Origin of the sequence: Rhodanobacter sp. DHG33, assembly GCF_014843005.1 — a bacterium.
Lineage (GTDB): Bacteria > Pseudomonadota > Gammaproteobacteria > Xanthomonadales > Rhodanobacteraceae > Rhodanobacter_A.
This window is the reverse complement of sequence record NZ_JACYXM010000005.1, coordinates 17,255-38,401: the sequence shown is the minus strand read 5'-3', so window position 1 is coordinate 38,401 and position 21,147 is coordinate 17,255. Positions and strand designations below refer to the sequence as shown.

Genomic DNA, 21,147 nt, shown 5'->3' with positions numbered 1-21,147 from the left:
GAAAAAGGCCGGCGATGCCGGCCTTTTTCGTGGACGTTGCTCAATACGCGAATTCCTTGAACACCGGGTCCACGCTGCCGCCCCAGGCGCCATGGAAGAGTTCCAGCTTGCGCTCGGCGGGTGTCTGGCCGGCTTCGACGATTTCGAGCAGCGGCTCGAGGTAGATGCGTTCGTCGGCGTCGTTGCGGTTGAGCCTGGCCCGGCGCGCCAGGCCGTGGGCGGCGATCTTCAGCGTTTCGCTCGCGAGGTCGCGCACGGTGCCGTGGCGGAAGGGCAGTTTCAGCGCTTCCTTCGGCACGCCGTTGCGCAGCGCGTGGCGCTCGGCCATGGAGAAATCCTTGACCAGGTCCCACGCCGCATCCAGCGCCTCGTCGTCATAGAGCAGGCCCACCCACAGCGCGGGCAGCGCGCACAGGCGGTTCCACGGACCGCCGTCGGCGCCGCGCATTTCCAGGTACTGCTTGAGCCGCACCTCGGGGAAGGCGGTGGTGAGGTGGTCGGCCCAGTCCTTCATGGTGGCTTTTACGCCCGGCGCTGCAGAGAGCTCGCCGGCCATGAAGCGCTTGAAGTCCTGCCCGGCTAGGTCGATGTAGCGGCCGTCCTGGTAGCTGAAGTACATCGGCACGTCCAGCGCGTAGTCCACGTAGCGCTCGTAGCCGAAGCCGTCCTCGAACACGAAGTCCAGCATGCCGGTGCGGTCGGCGTCGGTGTCTTCCCACACGTGCGAGCGGAAGGATTGGTAGCCGTTCGGACGTCCGTCCGTGAACGGCGAATCGGCGAACAGCGCGGTGGCGATGGGCTGCAGGGCGAGGCTGGCGCGGAATTTCTTCACCATGTCCGCTTCGCTGGAGAAGTCCAGGTTCACCTGCACCGTGCAGGTGCGCGTCATCATGTCCAGGCCGAGGCCGCCGACCTTGGGCATGTATTCGCGCATGATCTTGTAGCGGCCCTTGGGCATCCACGGCATTTCCTCGCGCCGCCACTTCGGCTGGAAGCCCATGCCGAGGAAGCCGACGCCCATCGGGTCGGCGATGGAGCGCACCTCGTCGAGGTGCTTGTTCACCTCGCAACAGGTCTGGTGGATGGTTTCCAGCGGCGCGCCGGAGAGTTCGAGCTGGCCGGCGGGCTCCAGCGTGATGTTGGCCTTGCCGCGGACGAGCGCCACCGGGAATTCGCCTTCGCGCGAAATCTCCCAGCCGTGCTGCGCGGCGATGCCTTCCAGCAGGGCACGGATGCCGCGCTCGCCTTCGTACGTGGGCGGCCGCAGGTCGTCGGTGCGGAAACCGAACTTCTCGTGCTCGGTGCCGATGCGCCAGGCCTCGCGCGGTTTTTCGCCGGCGGCGAGGTAGTCGATCAGTTGCTGGCGCCCTTCGATGGGCGTGCTCTTGACGGCGCTGGGGATGGACACGGGCGCAACCTCGCGGTGGGGAGCACCGACTATGGAGGCGCCACGCGGCCACGAAAAGGGGGTGACGGAAAATTTTTGTACGGGACGGTACAGGTGGCTGCCGGGCCAGCGTCAGTGGGCACCCGTCGCGGGGCAGGCCAGTCGTCGTATCAGCGTATCGGGCAGGTGGCTGCGCTTGCCGATGGAGGCGAGCGTGACGCCGGGTTTGCGGATGAGGCGGTCGCTCGCGCAGGCATCGGCGCCATGGTCGAGCAGGCGCTGCGTGACATCGGCGTAGCCCTGGATGACGGCTATGGTCAGGGCGTATGGGCCGCGCGAGGCATCCGGTTTCGGCGAAGCGGCGGCGCGGACCATGACGTCGGCGTGGTGGCGCAGGAGCACGTCGAGTGTCGCCGTGTCGTCGCAGTTGGAGGCGACGATCAGGGCCGGTCCGAAAAGATTGGCGCTGTTGTCCGTCAAACCCTGCGCCTGCAGCGTCTTGACCGTTGCCGGTCCTCCGAAACGCGGGTCGCGCCCCACTGCATCGAGCGTCTGGCGATAGAAGGCCTGCTTGAGCGGCGGCAGCAGTGCCGGGGCATCCACCGCCGCGCCATCGTCCAGCAGGCCGTCGGCCACGGCTGGCTGGTAGGCGCTGGATGCGGTGAGCATGGCGATCTGGCGCCAGCGCGCCTGCTCGGAGGCGGGCAGGGCGGCAAGACCCCGGCGCACCTGCGGCAGCTTGCCGTCGATGGCATCGACCATCACCGCGGCGACGGCGGGCGGAGCGTCGTAGACGTCCTGCAGCCACATGGAGCGAATCGTGGGCAGGGCCTGTCGGCAGATGTTGGTGTTGCCGTTGGCGGGCATCGATTCCGCGGCAATGGCGGGTTGCAGCACGCAAAGTGCGCAGGCGATCAGGGCGAGGCGAGCGGACATTTCGTGTTTCCTCGTCGGATTGAAGAGTTGGATTTCGGTCTTTGCAAACACTAGCTATGGCGGATGCCGCAGTTTTCGCAGGATCCAGGTCTTGGCCGGCATGCCCCAGCGCAGCTCAGCGCCCTGCAGCCGCCACGTTGGTTGTCAGCGTGCCAAACGCCTTGCCGATCTCTGCGTCGGTGAAGGCGCAGTGCCCCTGGCCGGTGGGTGTGAGCACGGTCAAAAGACGGGCATTGCCGGCCGCGCGTACCTGGTCCGGGTAGATGCCATGGAGCCGCGCGGGAATCGTTTGATCAAAGGCGTTCCACTCCATCACCACCGGCGCATCGATCCGGCCGGTGAGGGTGACATTGCGGCGGGCATAGGCCAGCGCCGCGGGCGGCGCGGCGTAGCGGTGTACGCGCCGATTGAAGGCCGTGTCGTCGCCAAAACCCTGGTAGACGGTCTTGCGGTTGTCCACGGGCATGCCGCCGGCACGCCGTTCCAGTTCGCGCAGCACCATGTAGTAGAGCGACAGCGTGGGCAGCGACTCGGGAGTCTCCTCCAGGCGCCGCTCCAGGATGGCGGCCTGTTCCGGATGCGCCTTCAGCGCCTGCGCGAATACTGCGGGCGGCACGAACGCGGGCGAGTCCGGGGCGGCCAGATCCGGCAACACGCCGGGAATCAGCGCATCAAAGGCAACCAGCGGCGTCAGCGAGCCGCGCGAAATCAATTCGGGCGTGGAGACCGTCGCGCCGCACATGAACAGTGCGCCCGCATAGGTGTGCGGATGGCGTTCGAGGCTCGCCGCCCCTTCGAGGGCACCCAGCGAAAACCCCACCAGGTACGTGCGGTGCGGGCGTCCGATGCTGCGCTCGACGAACTGGCGAAGCCGCTCGTTGTCGGCGATGGCATCGCCCACCGCCCATCCCTGCGACGCGTAGGCGCTTTGCGCGACCGCATAGCCTTGCTTGAGGAAGATGGCCGTTTCGTCGGCCGGCTTCATCGGCGTCGCCCGTGGCGCCCCTGCCGGCACGTAGCCGTGCATCAGCATGACCAGGTCGCCGTTCCAGCTCGCAGGGACGTCAATGCGATAAGGGGCGCCCTGGAGCGTGCCGGTATGGGTGTACGGCGGGGTGTCGGTGGCGGATGCAGCTGGAACAACCGTGCCGGCAGACGCAAGCAACACAACACACAGCAGGAACCGCTGAAACTGTCGCATGCCGTCGCCTTGGGAGGGTTGGGTCGGGCCACGTTAGCACACGGCAAATGCCTCGCTGCGACGCGTGGGCGGCCGCAAAAACGAACAGGCCGGCATGTGCCGGCCTGTTCCTGTTCCATCGAAGCGGATCAGCGCTTCATCGAATTGAAGAACTCGTCGTTGGACTTGGTGTTCTTCATCTTGTCGAGCATGAACTCCATCGCGGCCAGCTCGTCCATCGGGTGCAGCAGCTTCCGCAGGATCCAGATCTTGGCCAGCATGTCCGGCTCGATCAGCAGGTCCTCGCGGCGGGTGCCGGAACGGTTGATGTCGATGGCGGGGTAGACGCGCTTCTCGGAGATGCGGCGGGACAGGTGCACTTCCATGTTGCCGGTGCCCTTGAATTCCTCGTAGATCACCTCGTCCATCTTGCTGCCGGTGTCGATCAGCGCGGTGGCGATGATGGTGAGGCTGCCGCCTTCCTCCACGTTGCGCGCGGCGCCGAAGAAGCGCTTCGGCCGCTGCAGCGCGTTGGCGTCCACGCCGCCGGTGAGCACCTTGCCGGAGCTGGGCACCACGGTGTTGTAGGCGCGGGCGAGGCGGGTGATCGAGTCGAGCAGGATCACCACGTCGCGCTTGTGCTCGACCAGGCGTTTGGCGCGCTCGATCACCATCTCGGCGACCTGCACGTGGCGCACGGCGGGTTCGTCGAAGGTGGATGAGATGACCTCGGCGCGCACGGTGCGGGCGATTTCGGTCACTTCCTCCGGACGCTCGTCCACCAGCAGGATGATCAGGTGGGCGTCGGGATGGTTGTACTGGATCGCCTGCGCGATGTTCTGCAGCATCATCGTCTTGCCGGACTTCGGCTGCGAGACGATGAGGCCGCGCTGGCCGCGGCCGATCGGCGCTACCAGGTCCAAGATGCGGCCGGTGATGTCCTCGCTCGAACCGTTGCCGCGCTCCAGCTTGAATGCCTTGCGCGGGAACAGCGGGGTGAGGTTCTCGAACAGCATCTTGTTCTTGGACGCCTCCGGCGGATCGCCGTTGATGTCGTCCACGCGCAGCATCGCGAAGTAGCGCTCGCCTTCCTTGGGGTGGCGCACGCGCCCGGTGATGTAGTCGCCGTTGCGCAGATTGAAGCGGCGGATCTGGCTGGGGCTGACGTAGATGTCGTCGGGGCCGGCCAGGTAGCTTTCGTCGGCCGAGCGCAGGAAGCCGAAGCCGTCCTGCAGGATTTCCAGCACGCCTTCCGCCCAGATGCCGCCGCCGGAACGGGCGTGCGCCTTGAGGATGGAGAAGATCACGTCCTGGCGGCGCGCGCGCGCCACGCCTTCGCGGATGCCCAGCGACTCGGCGTAGGCCAGCAGCTGCGGCGCCTTCATGCGCTTCAGCTCGGTGAGGTTGATCAGGCGGTCGTCCGCGCCCGGGTCGGCGTTGTCGTCGTCCACCGGCAGGCCGTGCGGGTTGTTGTAGCGCGGATTGTTGTTGCCGCCGCCACTGCCGCCCTGCTGCTGGCGCTGCTGGTTGCGTTCATGGCGGCGACGACGGCCGCGGCCCTCGCGGTCGTTGCGGTTGTTCTGGCCCTGCTGCGGGTTCTGCGACTGGCCGCCTTCGCGCGCCTCGGGCGTGGCGGAAGCGGCGGGGTCGCTGGCCGGTGCGGCGGCGGGAGCCGGGCTCGGGGCAGGAGCCGGAGCTTCGGGCGGCGCTGCGCTGGGGCTTGCAGACGGCGCTTCGCCGGCAGGCTTGGCGCCGCGCGGCTGGCGACGCGGTGCGCGCGGACGCGACTCGGTCGAGGTCTCGGCGCCGCTGGCGTCGTTCGGGGTGGTGCTATCGGTATCGGACACGGGCAATCCTCGCGGGGCGCCGTTGGAAACAGGAGGGAAGTGTGCGTCGCGCCATTGAAGGGCGCAGGGGGAATCAGGAGGATTCCCGACGGACGCGCGGAATCTAGCACCCGCCGCGCGTAGCCGTAAAGCGGTGTACGGCGGCGGGTGATGAAACGGCGATCAGATCGCCTTGTCGATCATCTGGGCCAACTGGCCCTTGCTCACGGCGCCGATCTGGGTGGCCTCGACCTTGCCGTTCTTGAATACCATCAGGGTGGGGATGCCGCGCACGCCGTAGGTGCGGGGGGTCTTCTGGTTGTGGTCGATGTTGATCTTGGCGATGCGCAGCTTGCCCTGGTACTGGGTAGCCAGCTCGTCGAGGATGGGGGCGATGGCCTTGCACGGGCCGCACCATTCGGCCCAGAAGTCCAGCAGCACGGGGGTATCGGACTTCAGCACTTCCTGCTCGAAGGCGTCGTCGCTCACATGGGTAATCAGGTCGCTCACCGGGGTCTCCGAAAGAAGGGAGGAAGGAAGGTTCGGCGACCGCACGGCCTGCATCGGCTACACTGGGGCGCCCAAGAAGCGCGGGTCGAACCGGGAAAGAGGGGTCTGGCCATTGCGGCCGGGTGCCTCATTGCAACGTAACTCGGGGCGCGATTCAAGCGATTCAAGGGCAGCAGCGGACAGTTCCGTTGACATAGGCGAGACGATTCGGGCGTTTGCACCCGGGGTCGTCGAGTCCTTTCGCCTATGCCAGCGGGGCTGCCGGTTGCGTCGCCCCACCGCCCGGCGCCACGCGCCGCACATCCAACCGCTCCGCACGCGCCTCCCGCGACCGGAGCCGGGCCGGCCCACGCCTGCGCCCGCATCCCACTGGCTTTCCCTATCCATGTCGCAAACCGTACTCACCGATACCTTCTATACCAATTTCGACCTCCACCCATTGCTGCAGCAAGGCCTGGCCGAGGCCGGCTTCACCCGCTGCACGCCGATCCAGGAACTGACCCTGCCGGTGGCGCTCACCGGCCGCGACGTCGCCGGCCAGGCGCAGACCGGCACCGGCAAGACCTGCGCCTTCCTCGTCGCGCTGATGAACCGCCTGCTCACCACGCCGGCCGTGGCCGAGCGCAAGGACAGCGATCCGCGCGCCCTGGTGATCGCGCCCACCCGCGAGCTGGCGATCCAGATCGACAAGGACGCCCGCAACATCGGCCGCCACACCGGCCTCAAGACCGCCCTGATCTACGGCGGCGTGGACTACGACAAGCAGCGCCAGCAGCTGCATGACGGCTGCGACATCATCATCGCCACTCCGGGCCGCCTGCTCGACTACTACAAGCAGCAGGTGTTCGGCTTCAACGGTGTAGAGGTGATGGTGATCGACGAGGCCGACCGCATGTTCGACCTCGGCTTCATCAAGGACGTGCGCTACATCTTCCGCCGCCTGCCGGCGCGCGAGCAGCGCCAGGTGCTGCTGTTCTCCGCCACGCTCAGCCACCGCGTGCTGGAGCTGGCCTACGAGCACATGCACAACGCCGAGAAGCTGGTGGTGGAGAGCGACAACGTCACCGCCGACAAGGTGCGCCAGGTGGTGTACTTCCCGGCCAAGGAGGAGAAGCTGCCGCTGCTCCTGAACCTGATCGACAAGCACCAGCCCAAGCGCAGCATCATCTTCGTCAACACCAAGGCCGCGGCCGAGCGCGTCACCGACCGCGTGAAGCGGCACGGCTGCCGCGTCGGCGCCATCTCCGGCGACGTGCCGCAGCTCAAGCGCCAGAAGCTGCTGCAGCGTTTCCAGGACGGCCAGCTCGACATCCTGGTCGCCACCGACGTGGCCGCGCGCGGCCTGCATATCCCCGCGGTCAGCCATGTCTTCAACTACGACCTGCCGCAGGACGCGGAGGATTACGTGCACCGCATCGGCCGCACGGCGCGCCTCGGCGCCGAGGGCGATGCGATCAGCTTCGCCTGCGACCTGTACGCGATGAGCCTGCCGGACATCGAGACCTACATCGGCCAGAGCATCCCGGTGGCGGCCATCGAACCGGAGTTGCTGGTGATGCCGAAGCCGCGCGACGTCGACCCCGAATTCGCCGCGAATGCCGCCGCCGACAGCGCAGCGTTCGGCGACCGCGTGGAGCCGCGCCACGACGACAAGAAGGCCGGGCGCCCGCGCCGCGGCGGTCGTGCTGGCGAGGGCGGCTCGCGCGAAGGCCGTTCGCAGGAGTCGCGGCCGCCACGTGCGCCGCGCGTCGAACGCACCGAAGCGACCGACGCCCAGGCCACAGCGCCTGCCAGGCCGGTGGCGAACGGCGAGACCGCCGGTGCCGCGGGCGAGGGCGAACACAAGCGCCGCCGCCGTCGTGGCGGTCGCAATCGCCGTCGCGAGGGTGGCGACGTGGCGGCCAACGCCGTGCAGGGCCATTCACAGCAGGCATCCGCCGAGGGCGGCCGCCCGCCGCGTGGCGAGCGTCGCCCGCCGCGCGAGAACGCGGAAGCGGGTCGCCCCTCGCGGCAGGTCGCTGCCACCGCCGGCGAATCCGCGCATCCGAACAAGCCCAGCCTGTTCCGCCGCCTGACGCGCCTGTTCACCGGACGCTGACCGGGCCCGTCGCCGGGGCTGAACCGGCGACTGCTCGCGTTTGCGCATGCGGCGCGACCTTGCGCGCCGCATCCCTTATCCTTGTCGGCGTTACGACAGGCGGCGGGGACGCGCAGTGATCCAGTTCGATCAGGTGAGCAAGCATTACGCGGGCGGCCACGAGGCCCTTTCGCAGCTTTCCTTCACCGTGCCCACGGGCGAGATGGCCTTCGTGACCGGCCATTCCGGCGCGGGCAAGAGCACGCTGCTCAAGTTGCTCGGCGTGATCGAGCGGCCCAGCCACGGCATGATCACGGTGGACGGGCAGAACCTCGCCAAGGTGCGCGGTCGCGGCATACCCAAGCTGCGCCAGCGCATCGGCATGGTGTTCCAGAACCATCGCCTGCTGATGGATCGCACGGTGTTCGCCAACGTCGAGCTGCCGCTGACCATCGTCGGCATCTCGCGCCAGGAGCGTGCGCGGCGGGTGCGTGCGGCGCTGGAGAAGGTGGGGCTGCTTTCCTACGAGCGCCAATTGCCCGCCACGCTGTCCACCGGCGAGCAGCAGCGCGTGGGCATCGCCCGCGCCATCGTGGGTCGGCCTTCGCTGCTGATCGCCGACGAACCCACCGGCAATCTCGATCCGCAGCTCGCGCTGGAGATCATGGGCCTGTTCGCCGAATTCCAGCAGGTGGGCGCTACGGTGCTGATCGCCAGCCACGACCTGCCGCTGATCAAGCGCATGCGCAAGCGCGTGGTGGTGCTCGACCACGGCCGCCTGGTGGCCGACCTCGCCGCCGAGGAGGTGCTGTGAGCATGAACACGGAAGCCGCTACCGCGCCGCCGCGCAGCGAACCCACCCATACCCGCCGGGTATCCAGCTGGCGCGAGCACCATGGCTGGAGCGCCGCGGACAGCTTGCGCCGGCTCGCCGCGCGTCCGCTGGGCAGCCTGCTCACCATCGCGGTGATGGGCCTGGCGCTGGCGCTGCCGCTGGCCTTCTACCTGCTGCTGGGCAACGTGCAGCAGATGGGCCGGGCGCTGGGGCAGGATCAGGCGATCAACGTGTTCCTGCAGCCCGACCAGGGCGAATCGCAGGCGCAACTGCTGGCGAAGCAGCTGGGCGAGCGTTCCGACGTGGATGCCGTGACGGTGAAGACGCCGCAGCAGGGGCTGGACGAACTGGCGAAGATGCAGGGTTTCTCCGGTGCGCTGGACGCGCTGGACCAGAACCCGCTGCCCTACGTTCTGATGGTGCAGCCCAAGCCCGGCCTCGACGCATCCACGGTGGGGCGGCTGGTGAGCGACCTGCACGACATGCGCAGCGTGGCCCAGGTGCAGGACAGCGGCACCTGGCGGCAACGGCTGGACGCGCTGCTCGGCGTCGGCGACCGCGTGGTGCTGGCGTTGGCGCTGATGCTGGCGTTGGCCGCCCTGCTGGTCGTAGGAAACACGGTGCGGGTGGACATCGCCAGCCGCAGCGAGGAAATCGGTGTGTTGCTGCTGGTAGGGGCCAGCGGCGCCTTCGTGCGCCGGCCCTACCTCTATGCCGGCATCTGGTACGGCCTGTTCAGCGGCATCCTCGCTGCGCTGCTGGCGCTGGCGATCGAATTCGCGCTGAGCGAACCGGTTGCTCAATTGAGCCAGGCCTATGATGGCAAGCTGCACATCGATGGCCTGCCGCTGTGGCTGCTGCTGGCGACCCCTGTGGCCGCTGCGGTGCTGGGCTGGCTGGGGGCGCGGCTGGTCAGCGCATGGCAATTGCGCAAGGCGGTTTGAACGGTGATGTCGGGATCATGAGTACGAGTCTCAGCAATCGGCTGGTCAGCACCGAGCCGCGCGTGCTGGTGGTCGATGGTTCGCGCATGGTGCGGCAGCTGCTGGCCCGCATGCTGCAGGCCGAGTTGCCGGGCGTGGAAGTGGTCGGCTGCGGCAGCGGCGGCGAGGCGCAGCAATTGCTCCGCGAAGGCGTGTTCGATTTCATCACTGTGGCGCTGCGCCTGCCCGACATGGACGGCCTGGAACTGGCGCGCTTCGTGCGCGAATCTACCCCGCAGGCCTACGTGCCGATCGTGGTGGTGTCCGGCGACGTGGATGACCGCCTGCATCGGCGCACGCTGGGCGAGGACGTCACCGACTATTTCGACAAGTCGCTGGGCTTCCAGGCGCTGGCCGAATTCATCCGGGGCTACGTGCGTCCCGAGGGCAGCGCCGAGGGCGAGGTGCTGTACGTGGAGGACAGCCGCGTGGTGGCGTTGGCCACCCGCCGCATGCTGGAGAAATACGGCCTCACCGTGCATCACGTGGTCAGCGTGGAGGACGCGCTGGCGATGCTGGAAACCGCCCGGGTGCGCGGCGAGGTGGGCGCCGATGTAGTGCTCACCGACGTCAGCCTGAAGGGCGAGCTCACCGGCGGCGACCTGCTCGAGCGTATCCGCGGCGAGTTCGGCTACGGCAAGGGACGCTTGCCGGTGCTGGTGATGACCGGCGACGAGAATCCCGCCAACCAGGCCGCGCTGATCAAGGTGGGCGCCAACGACTTGGTGGAAAAGCCGGTGGACGAAAAACTGCTGACCACCAAGCTGCTGTTCCAGCTGCGCGTGGCGCGGCACCTGCGCCAGCGCGGTGCGGACGCATGAGCGAGGTGCGGCTGGAACCTTCGTGGAAGGCGCGCATCGGCGCCTACCTGCAGCGCCCCGAGATGCAGGCGCTGGCCGAATTCCTGCGCGCGGAAAAGCGCGCGGGCAAGGCGGTCTACCCACAGGGGGCCGAGATCTTCGCCGCGTTCGACCACACGCCGTTCGATGCCGTGCGCGTGGTGATCCTCGGGCAGGACCCGTACCACGGTCCCGGCCAGGCGCATGGCCTGTGCTTCTCGGTACGCCCGGGCGTGCAGACGCCGCCGTCGCTGGTGAACATCTTCAAGGAAATCGACCGCGATCTCGGCATCGCGCCGCCCGACCACAGCTGCCTCACGCCCTGGGCCGACCGCGGCGTGCTGCTGCTCAACGCCGTGCTCACGGTGGAGCGCGGCCTGGCCGCCTCTCATCAGGGCAAGGGCTGGGAGGGTTTCACCGACGCGGCCATCGACGCGCTCAACCGCGAGCGCGAAGGCCTGGTGTTCATGCTCTGGGGCAGCTATGCCCAGCGCAAGGGCCAGCTCATCGATACGCGCAGGCATTGCGTGCTGAAGAGCGTGCATCCCTCGCCGCTGTCGGCGCATCGCGGCTTCCTCGGCTGCGGGCATTTCTCCGCCGCCAACCGCTACCTGGAGAGCCAGGGGCAGGCGCCGATCGACTGGTCGTTGCCGCCGCGCGCCGCCTTGCCCGGCTGACCGATCAGCCCGTCAGTTCCGCCCACATCCGCAGCAGGTTCGCGTGCGAGCGGCTGATGGCGTCGAAGGTTTCGCTCTTGCCCTCGCGGCCGAAGATGTCGCGCTTGGCGCCTTCCAGGTCCCACAGCAGTTCGCGCCGGGCCGGGTCGCGCACCATGCTCTGCACCCAGATGATGGCCGCATCGCGCACGCCACGCGTCACCGGGCTGACGTGGTGGAGAGTGTTGGCCGGATAGGCGATGGCGCCGCCGGCGTCCAGCTTGAACTTGTATTCCATGCCGCCGCTGGCATGCGTCACCAGCTCGCCGCCGTCGTAGCTGCGCGGGTCCGAGATGAACACGGTGATGGCGATGTCGGTGCGTACTGCATTGCCCATGCCGCCCATCACTGGTGAATCGACATGCGCGCCGTACTCCATGCCGCCCGCGTAGCGGTTGAACAGCGGCTGGGTATTCGCCGCCGGCAGCAATGCCGCCTGCAGCAGCGCATTGCGCTGGAAGGCAGGGCGCACGATGTTCGCCATGCGCGCGTAGTTCGCGCTGCCGGTGTCGATCTGCTGGTTCTTCTTCACGGTACGCGCCGACCAGCCGGCGGTGGCGGAGCCATCGACGAAAGGGGCGGATTGCAGTTCGGCGCGCAGCGCGGCCAGCTCCTGGGCGGTCAGCACATCGGGTACACAGACGATCAAGCAGATTCCCCTCGCGGCGTGGCGTGTCCCGGCATTGTAGTGAGAACCGTCCCGCGACCGTTTCAAGCCCTGCCGAACGGCCCATGCCGGGCCTCGCCGCGGGGTGCAGGATGGACAAACGATCCGTATTCCTGTACGATTCGGTTTACTAAAGGCCGTGAACTATCCGCGGCTTTAGCACTCCAAGCACCAGAGTGCTAACCTGAAGTCCTTGTACTGGAGGTTTTCCATGTCCCAAGCCTTGGCGACCATCCCCTCGACGCTGCCCAGCGTGGTCGGCAGCCTGGATGCCTACATCTCGGCCGTGCACCGCATCCCGGTGCTGAGCCAGGATGAGGAGCAGGACCTGTCGCGCCGCTACAACGAGCAGGAAGACCTGCCGGCGGCGAAGAAGCTGGTGATGTCGCACCTGCGTTTCGTGGTGCACGTGGCGCGTGGCTATTCCGGCTACGGCCTGCAGCTCGCCGACCTGATCCAGGAAGGCAACATCGGCCTGATGAAGGCGGTGAAGCGTTTCGACCCCGACCAGGGCGTGCGCCTGGTCAGCTTCGCGGTGCACTGGATCCGTGCCGAGATGCACGAATTCATCCTGAAGAACTGGCGCATCGTGAAGGTCGCCACCACCAAGGCGCAGCGCAAGCTGTTCTTCAACCTGCGCAAGAGCAAGAAGCGCCTGGGCTGGATGAATGCCGAGGAAGTGCGCACGGTGGCGAAGGACCTGGGCGTGCCCGAGGCCACGGTGCGCGAGATGGAATCGCGTCTGTCCGGCCGCGACATCGGCTTCGAAGCCCCGGCGGACGCCGAGGACGACGCCAAGCCGGCACCGGAGGCCTTCCTGGTCGACGAAGGCGCCGATCCGTACGACAACCTCGCCGAAGCCGACCAGAGCGACAACCAGCTCAATACTCTGTCGAGTGCGCTGCGCAACCTGGACGAACGTTCGCGCCACATCATCCAGCGCCGCTGGCTGGACGAGGACAAGGCCACACTGCAGGAACTGGCCGACCAATACGGCGTCTCCGCCGAGCGCATCCGCCAGGTCGAGGCGAACGCGATGAAGAAGATGCGCGGGCTGTTCGCCGCCTGAGCGTCGAAGCGCACAATGGATGCGCAGCAGCAAACGGCCTCTGCACGAGGCCGTTTGCCGTTTGAGGCCTGCGCCACGACACGGGAACCCACGATGCCCCGCATCCTGGTCATCGAAGACGACGAAGTCACCGCACGCGAGATCGTCACGGAACTCGCCGCGCACGGCATGGTGGCGGACTGGGCCGCCACCGGCTGCGCGGGTCTCGAGTACGCCTCGGCCGGCACTTACGACCTCATCACGCTGGACCGCATGCTGCCGGGCATGAGCGGCATCGATGTCATCACCGCGCTGCGCGAGCGCCGCGTGGAGACACCGGTGCTGATGATCAGCGCGCTGAGCGAAGTGGACGAGCGCGTGCGCGGCCTGCGCGCGGGCGGCGACGACTATCTCACCAAGCCGTTCGCGCCGGACGAGATGGCGGCGCGAGTCGAGGTGCTGTTGCGGCGGCATCAGCCGCAGGCGGAGAATCGCCTGCGCGTGGCCGACCTCGAGCTCGACCTGGTGCGGCACGTGGCCTATCGCGGCGGCCAGCCGCTTTCGCTCTTGCCCACGGAATACCGGCTGCTGGAGTTCCTCATGCGCAATTCCGGCCAGGTGCTCAGCCGCACGATGATCTTCGAACACGTCTGGGGCTTCCATTTCGATCCGGGCACCAACGTGATCGACGTGCACATCGGCCGCCTGCGCCGCAAGATCGACGTCGCGGGTCTGCCTGCGCTGATCCGCACCGTGCGCGGCTCGGGGTATCGCCTTGCGCCCGCTGATTGACGTCTGGCGCTCGGCCACCTCGCGCCTGATCCTGATCTACGGCGCGTTGTTCGTGGTGTGGAGCGTAGTGCTGCTGGGCGCGACCCAGTGGGAAAGCTCGCGCTACCTCACCCATGTGCTCGACCAGATCGTGTCGCAGCGCATGGAGTACCTCATGCAGATGGACATGCAGCACCTGCCGCAGGCGGTGGATGCCGCGGGCACGCTCGATCCTCACGGCATCATGTCTGCAGGGCTGTTCGATGCGCAGGGCAAGCCACTGGCCGGCAACATCGCCAGCCTGCCGCAGGACCTGGTGGCGGATGGCAGGCTGCATCCGCTGCCCAAGGGCGTGGTGCGCACCGATCGCCTGCACAGGGACGTCGGCGCGCGCGCGATGGGGCAACGCCTCGCCAATGGCGAACTGCTGGTGCTGGCCAAGGACACCAGCACGATCGACGGACTGGGCGCGATCATCCGCCGCACCCTGCTGTGGGGCCTGTCGTTGACCGTGATTCCCGGCCTGCTCGGCGGTCTTCTGCTCAGCCGCGGCCCGGCGCGGCGCATCCGCGAAATCCAGCTGGCCACCGAGCCGATCCAGCGCGGCGACCTCACCAAGCGCCTGCCGGTGAGCCGGCGCGGCGACGAGCTGGACGTGCTGGCCGGCATCGTCAACACCATGCTGGGCGAGATCGAACGCCTGATGGGCGAGGTGAAGGGCGTCTGCGACAACATCGCGCACGACCTGCGCACGCCGCTGACGCGCCTGCGCGCGCGGCTGTACCGGGCGCAGCAGCAATTGGACGGGCGACCCGAAGCCACGCTGGTGGAGGCCTGCGTCGCCGATATCGATGCCGTGCTGACGCGCTTCCGCGCCTTGCTGCGCGTATCCGAGCTGGAAGACCGGCATCGCAGCGCCTGCTTCAGCGAGGTGGACTTGGAGCGCGTGCTGCAACAGGTGCACGATTTCTACGCGCCGCTGGCCGAGGACCGCGGCCTGCGCTTCCTGCTGGAACTGGCTCCCCTGGCGCCGTTGCGCGGCGATGCGCACCTCCTGTTCGAGGCGTTCGCCAACCTGGTCGGCAACGCGATCAAGTTCACTCCCGCCGGTGGCCGTGTGCTGTTGCGTGCGCGGATGGAGCGCAGCGGTCCCCGCGTGGACGTGCTGGATGGCGGCCCCGGCATTCCCACCGACGAACGCGGCGCGGTGACGCGGCGTTTCTACCGCGGCGACAACAGCCGCAGCACGCCGGGTTCGGGCCTGGGTCTCAGCATCGTCAGCGCCATCGTGCGCCTGCATGGCTACGTGCTGGAGATCGGCGACGGTGAAGGCGGCGGTGCGTGCATCAGCATGCATTGCCTGACGGAAGCGGCGGTCGAAGCGGCTTAGATCCCGGGTCCTTGCGTTGTCTGCGGGAGTAAAGAGCCGTCCAGATGAAATTATCTTCATGCAGGCGGGCGCGCTCCGCGGGGGCATGCGTGGGAAAATTACCGCGATGCAACATCGGCGCTTGGAATCCCCCGCATGCTAGATCTAGTCCGGATCGCGCTTTCGCGACCGTATACCTTCGTCGTCCTCGCCCTGCTCACTCTCATCACCGGCACGCTCGCAGCCATGCGCATGCCGGTGGACATCTTCCCGAGCATCAACATCCCGGTGATCGCGGTGGCCTGGCAGTACACCGGCCTGCCGCCCGACCAGATGGCCGGCCGTATTGATACGCCGTTCGAGCGCGCGCTCACTACCACGGTGGACGACATCGAACACATCGAGGCGAACTCGTACAGCACCTTCGGCATCATCAAGATCTTCTTCCACCCGGGCGCCAACATCGCGGTCGCCAACGCCCAGGTCACCGCCTTTGCGCAGACCATGCTGAAGCAGTTGCCGCCGGGCGCCACGCCGCCGTTGATCCTCAACTACAGCGCCTCCACCGTGCCCATCATCCAGCTGGCGCTGTCGGGCAAGGGGCTGAACGAGCAGAACCTGACCGACATCGGCATCAACCAGGTGCGCACCCGCCTCGTCACGGTGGAGGGTGCCGGCATCCCGTACCCGTTCGGCGGCCGGACGCCGCAGGTGATGTTCGACCTCGACCCCGCCGCATTGCAGGCGCGCGGCCTCACCGGCAACGACGTCGCCAATGCGCTGGCCGCGCAGAACCTGCTGACGCCGGTGGGCACGCAGAAGGTCGGCAACACCGAGTACGTGGTCGACCTCAACAACGCACCGTCCGGGTTGGAGGACTTGGCCAACCTGCCGATCAAATCGGTGAACGGGGCGATGGTCTACATGCGCGACGTGGCCAACGTGCACTTCGGCAGCGCGGTGCAGACCAACATGGTGCACGTGGACGGCAGCCGCTCGGTGCTGCTCAGCGTGTTCAAGACCGGCGCCACCTCCACGCTGGACATCATCAGCGGCATCAAGAACATGCTGGGCGTGCTCAAGCCCATGCTGCCCGACGCGCTGGAGGTCAAGCCGATCGGTGACCAGTCGGTGTTCGTCACCGCGGCGGTGACCGGCGTGATCCGCGAGGGCGTGATCGCGGCGGCGCTGACCAGCCTGATGATCCTGCTGTTCCTCGGCAGCTGGCGCTCGACGGTCATCATCGCCGTGTCGATTCCGCTGGCGGTGCTGGGTTCGGTGGCGATCCTCGCGGCGATGGGCCAGACGCTCAACATCATGACGCTGGGCGGCCTGGCGCTGGCGGTGGGCATCCTGGTGGACGACGCCACGGTGACCATCGAGAACATCAACTGGCATCTCGAGCACGGCAAGGACGTGGAGACCTCGATCATCGACGGCGCGGCGCAGATCGTGACGCCGGCCTTCGTGTCGCTGCTCTGCATCTGCATCGTGTTCGTGCCGATGTTCTTCCTCGAAGGCGTCGCCCGCTACCTGTTCGTGCCGATGGCCGAAGCGGTGATGTTCGCGATGATCTGCTCGTTCATCCTGTCGCGCACGCTGGTGCCGACGATGGCGAACTACCTGCTGAAGGCGCACGCGCCCGGCGTGGGCGCACATGGCGACGACGGCACGCACGCGCCGTCGCGCAATCCGCTGGTGCGCTTCCAGCGCGGCTTCGAGGCGCGCTTCGAGAAGATCCGCGCCGGCTACCACGGCATGCTCGGGCTGGCGCTGAATCATCGCCGCGTGTTCGTGATGGGTTTCCTCGCCTTCGTGGTGGTGTCGTTCGGGCTCACGCCGTTCCTCGGTCGCAACTTTTTCCCGTCGGTGGATGCCGGCCAGATGCTGATCCACGTGCGCGTGCGCGTCGGCACGCGGCTGGAGGACACGGCGGCGCAGTTCAGCCGCATCGAGCAGAGCATCCGCCAGATCATCCCGCCCAAGGACCTGGAAACGGTGGCGGACAATGTCGGCGCGCCCTTCCTGTCCTCGATCAACACGATCTACAACAACACCGGCACCATCGGCGAACAGGACGGCGACATCCAGATCGCGCTGCGCGAGGGCCATGCGCCGACGGATGATTACGTGAAGCGCCTGCGCGAGGAGCTGCCGAAGCGCTTCCCCGGCGTGACCTTCGCGTTCCTGCCGGCGGACATCGTCAGTCAGATCCTCAACTTCGGCACGCCGGCGCCGATCGAGCTGCAGGTGCGCGGCCGCGACCTGCCGCAGGACTTCGCCTATGCCAACAAGCTGCTGGCGCAGATCCGGCGCGTCACCGGCGTGGCCGACGCGCGCATCCAGCAGTCGCAATCGCTGCCCACGGTGAAGGTGAACCTCGACCGCACGCGTGCGCAGTACACCGGGACCACGGCGCGCGACGTCACCAACAGCATGGTGGTGAACCTCGCCGGCAGCAGCCAGGTGGCGCCGACCTATTGGCTCAACCCGAAGAACGGCATCACCTATCCCATCGTGATGCAGACGCCGCAGTACCGGCTGGACAGCTCCGCCGCGCTGGCCGACCTGCCGGTCAACGCCAGCGGCAATCCGAGCACGGTGCTCGGCGGTATCGCCGACATCAAGTACGGCCGCGCCGATGCGGTGTTTTCGGAATACGACATCCAGCCGATGGTGCAGATCTTCGCCAGCACGCAGGGGCGCGACCTCGGCGCGGTGGCGGCGGACATCCAGAAGATCATAGCCGCCAACGCCAAGGATGCGCCCAAGGGCTCCACCGTGGTGCTGCGCGGTCAGGTGCAGACCATGAACAGCGCGTTCTCGGGCCTGCTGTTCGGCCTGCTCGGCGCGATCGTGCTGATCTACTTCCTGATCGTGGTGAACTTCCAGTCGTGGGCGGATCCGTTCGTGATCATCACCGCGTTGCCCGCCGCGTTGGCCGGCATCATCTGGATGCTGTTCGCCACGCACACCACGTTGTCGGTGCCAGCGCTCACCGGCGCGATCATGTGCATGGGCGTGGCCACCGCCAACTCGATCCTGGTGGTGAGTTTCTGCCGCGAGCGGCTGCACGTGCATGGCGATTCGGTGCGCGCCGCGCTCGAAGCCGGCTTCACCCGTTTCCGTCCGGTCTGCATGACCGCGCTGGCGATGGTCATCGGCATGCTGCCGATGGCGATGGCCCTGGGCGAGGGCGGCGAGCAGAACGCGCCGCTCGGCCGCGCGGTGATCGGCGGCCTGGTGTTCGCCACCGTGTCCACCCTGCTCTTCGTCCCAGTCGTATTCAGCATCATCCATCGGCGCTATGGCGAGAAGCATGCGTCGCAAGGCCATTCCGGAGAGATCCATGTCACAGCTTGATCCGCACCCCCAGCCGCAAGCCGCGCCGCGCGGTCTGCGCACGGCTGGCATTGCCGCCGCCGTGGTGGCCGCGATCGTCGTCGTCTATGGTCTGGTCAGCCGCGTGCACGGCACGGAACAGATGCGCGACTGGACGCAGCAGCAGGCGCTGCCGGTGGTCACGCTGGTGCAGCCGGAAACGGCCGCGGGCCAGCCCTCCCTACAACTGCCGGGCCGCCTGCAGGCGTTCGTGAGCGCGCCGATCTACGCCCGCGTTTCCGGCTACCTCAAGAGCTGGAACACCGACATCGGTGCGCACGTGAAAAAGGGCGACCTGCTCGGCACCATCGAAACGCCGGATGTCGACCAGCAGCTCGCGCAGGCGCAGGCCAGCCTCGGCGTGGCGCAGGCCAACGCGAAACTGGCGCAGATCAGTGCCAAGCGCTGGCAGGCGATGGCCGGTACCGACGCGGTCGCGCAGCAGGACATCGACCAGCGCACCAGCGCGCAGAACGCGGCCGAGGCGCAGGTGAAGGCCGCGCAGGCTCAGGTCGACCAGCTCGAAGTGGAGAAGGGTTTCGCCAGGCTCGTCGCGCCGTTCGACGGCACCGTCACCGCGCGCGACACCGACGTGGGTGCGCTCATCAACGTCGGCAGCGGCGCGGGTCCGGAACTGTTCGTGGTGTCCGATACCAGCAAGCTGCGTCTCTACGTCAACGTGCCGCAGAACTACGTGCCGCAGGTGCCCAAGGGCACGCACGCCGTGCTGCGCGTGCCGGAGCATCCGGGCCAGACCTACACGGCCACCGTGCTCGACTCGGCGGGGGCGGTCAGCGCCTCCAGCGGCACCACCCTGATGCAGCTGCTGGTGGACAACGCCAAGGGCGAGCTGATGCCCGGTGGTTTCGCCAGCGTGGATCTGGCGCTCGGTGCGGCCCATACCAATCTGAGCGTGCCGTCCAGCGCGCTGGTCTTCAACGGCAACGGCATGCAGGTGGCTACGCTGGGTGCCGACGACAGCGTTACGTTCAAGCAGGTGACCGTGCTGCGCGACGATGGCAAGCGGGCGGTGATCGGTTCCGGCCTCGAAGCGGGCGACAAGGTGATCGACAGTCCGCCGGACGGCATCGGCACGGGTGACCACGTGCGTGTGGCCGAGCAGTCGAAGGCGGGCGATTCCCATGCGAAGGGCTGACCGCCTCCTGCTCGCGCTGCCGATGGCCGCGGCGCTGGCCGGCTGCAATCTGGCGCCGGCCTACAAGGTGCCAGCCACGCCGGTTGCCGCGCAGTACAGGGACACCGGTCCGTGGGTGCAGGCACAGCCGGCGGATCAACTGCCGCGTGCGGACTGGTGGTCGCTGTACGGCGACCCGCAGCTCGACCAGCTGCAGCAGCGCCTGCTTGCCAACAACGCCGACCTCGCCGCCGCGCTGGCGCATTACCAGCAGGCGCAGGCGCTGTTCCGCGAAGCGCGCTCCGGCTATTTCCCGCAGATCGGCGCCGGTGCGGGTGCCGTGCGCCAGCGCCAGTCCGACAACGCGCCCTTGCGTGGCGCCACGTCGCCGGCGGACTACGACACCTATACCGCGGGCGCACAGCTCAGCTACGAAGTGGATCTGTGGGGACAGGTGCGCGACACCGTCGCCGCAGGCAGGGACGAGGCGCAGGCCACGGCGGCCGACCTCGCCTCCGTGCAGCTCAGCCTGCAGGCGCAACTTGCCGACAACTATCTCGCACTGCGCGGCCTCGACCAGCAGCTGCAGCTGCTGCAGCAAAGCATCGACGCCTACCAGAAGGCACTGCATCTCACCCAGCAGCTGCACAACGGCGGCATCGTCTCCGGCCTGGACGTGGCGCGCGCGCAGACGCAGCTGTCCACGGTGAAATCGCAGTGGTCGCAGACCGTGGCCCAGCGCGAGGCGATGCAGGACGCCATTGCCGTGCTGGTGGGCGAATCTGCCTCGGAGTTCAGCCTGCCGGCGCAGACGGCGGCCGTCCCGTTGCCGCAGATTCCGGTGGCGGTGCCGTCGACCCTGCTGCAGCGGCGTCCCGACATCGCCGCGGCCGAACGCCGCACCGCCGAAGCCAATGCCGAAATCGGCGTGGCGCGCTCGGCCTACTTCCCGTCGCTCACGCTGGATGCCCAGGGCGGTTTCCTCAGCAAGCGCTACGCCGACCTGCTCACCGCGCCCAACCATGTCTGGGCGATCGGCCCCTCGCTGCTGTTCGACATTTTCGACGGCGGCAAGCGCAAGGCACAGGTGGCAGCCGCCAAGGCCGCGGCGGATGAGGCCGGTGCGAAATACCGTGGCGTGGTGCTCGGCGCCTTCCAGCAAGTGCAGGACAACCTCGCCCAGCTCGATCGCCTCGGTTCGGCCATGGTCGATCAGCAGGCCGCCTCGACCGCCGCGCAACGCTCGCTGGATCTGGCGATGAAGCAGTACAAGGTCGGCGCCACCAGCTATCTCGATGTGGTGCAGGCGCAGACCGCGGCACTGCAGGCGCAGAGCGGTGTGCTGAGCCTGGGTACGCAGCAGCTGCGCGCCAGCGTGCAACTCATTCGTGCATTGGGCGGCGGTTGGTCGCGTGCGCAACTGGCGCAGAAACCCGTGCACGGTGGCGGGACGACGGCCGGCGGTTGATGCCGGCTGTCGTGCGTGC

At 67.8% G+C, this 21,147-nt stretch carries 17 protein-coding genes; 11 read left to right on the top strand and 6 right to left on the bottom strand.

Features of this window, described 5'->3' with window-relative positions; genetic code table 11:
* Positions 1-40: 40 nt before the first annotated feature.
* From IHE46_RS10740 to trxA, 5 genes are all read right to left on the bottom strand, one after another.
* Positions 41-1,408, bottom strand: coding sequence for a glutamate--cysteine ligase (locus IHE46_RS10740; protein ID WP_192164646.1), 1,368 nt, complete (start codon positions 1,406-1,408; stop codon positions 41-43).
* A gap of 111 nt (positions 1,409-1,519) precedes the next feature.
* Entirely contained in the window at positions 1,520-2,323 is an 804-nt protein-coding gene (locus IHE46_RS10735) for a hypothetical protein (protein WP_192164645.1), read from the bottom strand.
* A 115-nt stretch (positions 2,324-2,438) separates the two neighbouring features.
* On the bottom strand, positions 2,439-3,524 hold the full coding sequence (locus IHE46_RS10730) for a hypothetical protein (RefSeq protein ID WP_192164644.1): 1,086 nt from the start codon (positions 3,522-3,524) through the stop codon (positions 2,439-2,441).
* A gap of 128 nt (positions 3,525-3,652) precedes the next feature.
* Positions 3,653-5,350 carry a transcription termination factor Rho gene (gene rho, locus IHE46_RS10725; RefSeq protein ID WP_192164643.1) on the bottom strand — a complete coding sequence of 566 codons (1,698 nt, stop codon included), beginning with the start codon at positions 5,348-5,350 and terminating at the stop codon, positions 3,653-3,655.
* 162 nt (positions 5,351-5,512) lie between these two features.
* Complete coding sequence (trxA, locus tag IHE46_RS10720; RefSeq protein WP_225562990.1) at positions 5,513-5,893, bottom strand: thioredoxin TrxA; 381 nt, start codon at positions 5,891-5,893, stop codon at positions 5,513-5,515.
* Between the two features lie 331 nt (positions 5,894-6,224).
* On the opposite strand from trxA, the gene IHE46_RS10715 reads away from it, so the two are divergent.
* The 5 genes from IHE46_RS10715 to ung all read left to right on the top strand — a co-directional run bounded on the left by IHE46_RS10715 (position 6,225) and on the right by ung (position 11,250).
* On the top strand, positions 6,225-7,937 hold the full coding sequence (locus tag IHE46_RS10715) for a DEAD/DEAH box helicase (protein ID WP_192164641.1): 1,713 nt from the start codon (positions 6,225-6,227) through the stop codon (positions 7,935-7,937).
* A gap of 115 nt (positions 7,938-8,052) precedes the next feature.
* On the top strand, positions 8,053-8,730 hold the full coding sequence (ftsE, locus tag IHE46_RS10710) for a cell division ATP-binding protein FtsE (protein WP_343230017.1): 678 nt from the start codon (positions 8,053-8,055) through the stop codon (positions 8,728-8,730).
* 2 nt (positions 8,731-8,732) lie between these two features.
* Positions 8,733-9,695 carry a permease-like cell division protein FtsX gene (ftsX, locus tag IHE46_RS10705; protein WP_192164639.1) on the top strand — a complete coding sequence of 321 codons (963 nt, stop codon included), beginning with the start codon at positions 8,733-8,735 and terminating at the stop codon, positions 9,693-9,695.
* 17 nt (positions 9,696-9,712) lie between these two features.
* Positions 9,713-10,555, top strand: coding sequence for a response regulator (locus tag IHE46_RS10700; RefSeq protein WP_192164638.1), 843 nt, complete (start codon positions 9,713-9,715; stop codon positions 10,553-10,555).
* Complete coding sequence (gene ung, locus IHE46_RS10695) at positions 10,552-11,250, top strand: uracil-DNA glycosylase (protein ID WP_192164637.1); 699 nt, start codon at positions 10,552-10,554, stop codon at positions 11,248-11,250. Before IHE46_RS10700 ends, ung begins: the two co-directional genes overlap by 4 nt.
* 4 nt (positions 11,251-11,254) lie before the next feature.
* On the opposite strand, the gene IHE46_RS10690 is transcribed toward ung, so the two are convergent.
* Positions 11,255-11,938, bottom strand: a complete 684-nt coding sequence (locus IHE46_RS10690) for a Fe2+-dependent dioxygenase (protein WP_192164636.1) — start codon at positions 11,936-11,938, stop codon at positions 11,255-11,257.
* 229 nt (positions 11,939-12,167) lie between these two features.
* Here IHE46_RS10690 and rpoH point away from each other — a divergent pair, with 229 nt between their 5' ends.
* From rpoH to IHE46_RS10660, 6 genes are all read left to right on the top strand, one after another.
* The gene (rpoH, locus tag IHE46_RS10685; RefSeq protein ID WP_192164635.1) at positions 12,168-13,025 is read left to right on the top strand and encodes an RNA polymerase sigma factor RpoH; all 858 of its coding nucleotides are present in this window, start codon (positions 12,168-12,170) and stop codon (positions 13,023-13,025) included.
* A 93-nt stretch (positions 13,026-13,118) separates the two neighbouring features.
* Positions 13,119-13,796 (top strand): response regulator transcription factor, encoded by a 678-nt coding sequence (locus IHE46_RS10680; RefSeq protein WP_192164634.1) that lies wholly within the window; start codon positions 13,119-13,121, stop codon positions 13,794-13,796.
* Positions 13,780-15,165 carry a HAMP domain-containing sensor histidine kinase gene (locus IHE46_RS10675; protein WP_225562989.1) on the top strand — a complete coding sequence of 462 codons (1,386 nt, stop codon included), beginning with the start codon at positions 13,780-13,782 and terminating at the stop codon, positions 15,163-15,165. The genes IHE46_RS10680 and IHE46_RS10675 overlap by 17 nt, the downstream gene beginning before the upstream one ends.
* 135 nt (positions 15,166-15,300) lie before the next feature.
* A complete protein-coding gene (locus IHE46_RS10670) occupies positions 15,301-18,507 on the top strand; it encodes an efflux RND transporter permease subunit (protein ID WP_192164633.1) in 3,207 nt (1,068 codons plus the stop codon).
* Positions 18,494-19,681: an efflux RND transporter periplasmic adaptor subunit gene (locus IHE46_RS10665; RefSeq protein ID WP_192164632.1), complete on the top strand. Its 1,188-nt coding sequence runs from the start codon at positions 18,494-18,496 to the stop codon at positions 19,679-19,681. The genes IHE46_RS10670 and IHE46_RS10665 overlap by 14 nt, the downstream gene beginning before the upstream one ends.
* Positions 19,668-21,128, top strand: a complete 1,461-nt coding sequence (locus IHE46_RS10660; protein ID WP_192164631.1) for an efflux transporter outer membrane subunit — start codon at positions 19,668-19,670, stop codon at positions 21,126-21,128. Before IHE46_RS10665 ends, IHE46_RS10660 begins: the two co-directional genes overlap by 14 nt.
* The last annotated feature ends 19 nt before the right edge of the window (positions 21,129-21,147 follow it).

Bases quoted from the DNA above. Each gene is read 5' to 3' on its own strand.
- IHE46_RS10660 (WP_192164631.1), top strand. From the start codon at position 19,668: ATGCGAAGGGCTGACCGCCTCCTGCTCGCGCTGCCGATGGCCGCGGCG.
- IHE46_RS10700 (WP_192164638.1), top strand. From the start codon at position 9,713: ATGAGTACGAGTCTCAGCAATCGGCTGGTCAGCACCGAGCCGCGCGTG.
- trxA (WP_225562990.1), bottom strand. From the start codon at position 5,893: ATGCAGGCCGTGCGGTCGCCGAACCTTCCTTCCTCCCTTCTTTCGGAG.
- IHE46_RS10730 (WP_192164644.1), bottom strand. From the start codon at position 3,524: ATGCGACAGTTTCAGCGGTTCCTGCTGTGTGTTGTGTTGCTTGCGTCT.
- IHE46_RS10715 (WP_192164641.1), top strand. From the start codon at position 6,225: ATGTCGCAAACCGTACTCACCGATACCTTCTATACCAATTTCGACCTC.
- ung (WP_192164637.1), top strand. From the start codon at position 10,552: ATGAGCGAGGTGCGGCTGGAACCTTCGTGGAAGGCGCGCATCGGCGCC.
- IHE46_RS10735 (WP_192164645.1), bottom strand. From the start codon at position 2,323: ATGTCCGCTCGCCTCGCCCTGATCGCCTGCGCACTTTGCGTGCTGCAA.
- IHE46_RS10670 (WP_192164633.1), top strand. From the start codon at position 15,301: ATGCTAGATCTAGTCCGGATCGCGCTTTCGCGACCGTATACCTTCGTC.
- IHE46_RS10665 (WP_192164632.1), top strand. From the start codon at position 18,494: ATGTCACAGCTTGATCCGCACCCCCAGCCGCAAGCCGCGCCGCGCGGT.
- IHE46_RS10680 (WP_192164634.1), top strand. From the start codon at position 13,119: ATGCCCCGCATCCTGGTCATCGAAGACGACGAAGTCACCGCACGCGAG.
- rpoH (WP_192164635.1), top strand. From the start codon at position 12,168: ATGTCCCAAGCCTTGGCGACCATCCCCTCGACGCTGCCCAGCGTGGTC.
- ftsX (WP_192164639.1), top strand. From the start codon at position 8,733: ATGAACACGGAAGCCGCTACCGCGCCGCCGCGCAGCGAACCCACCCAT.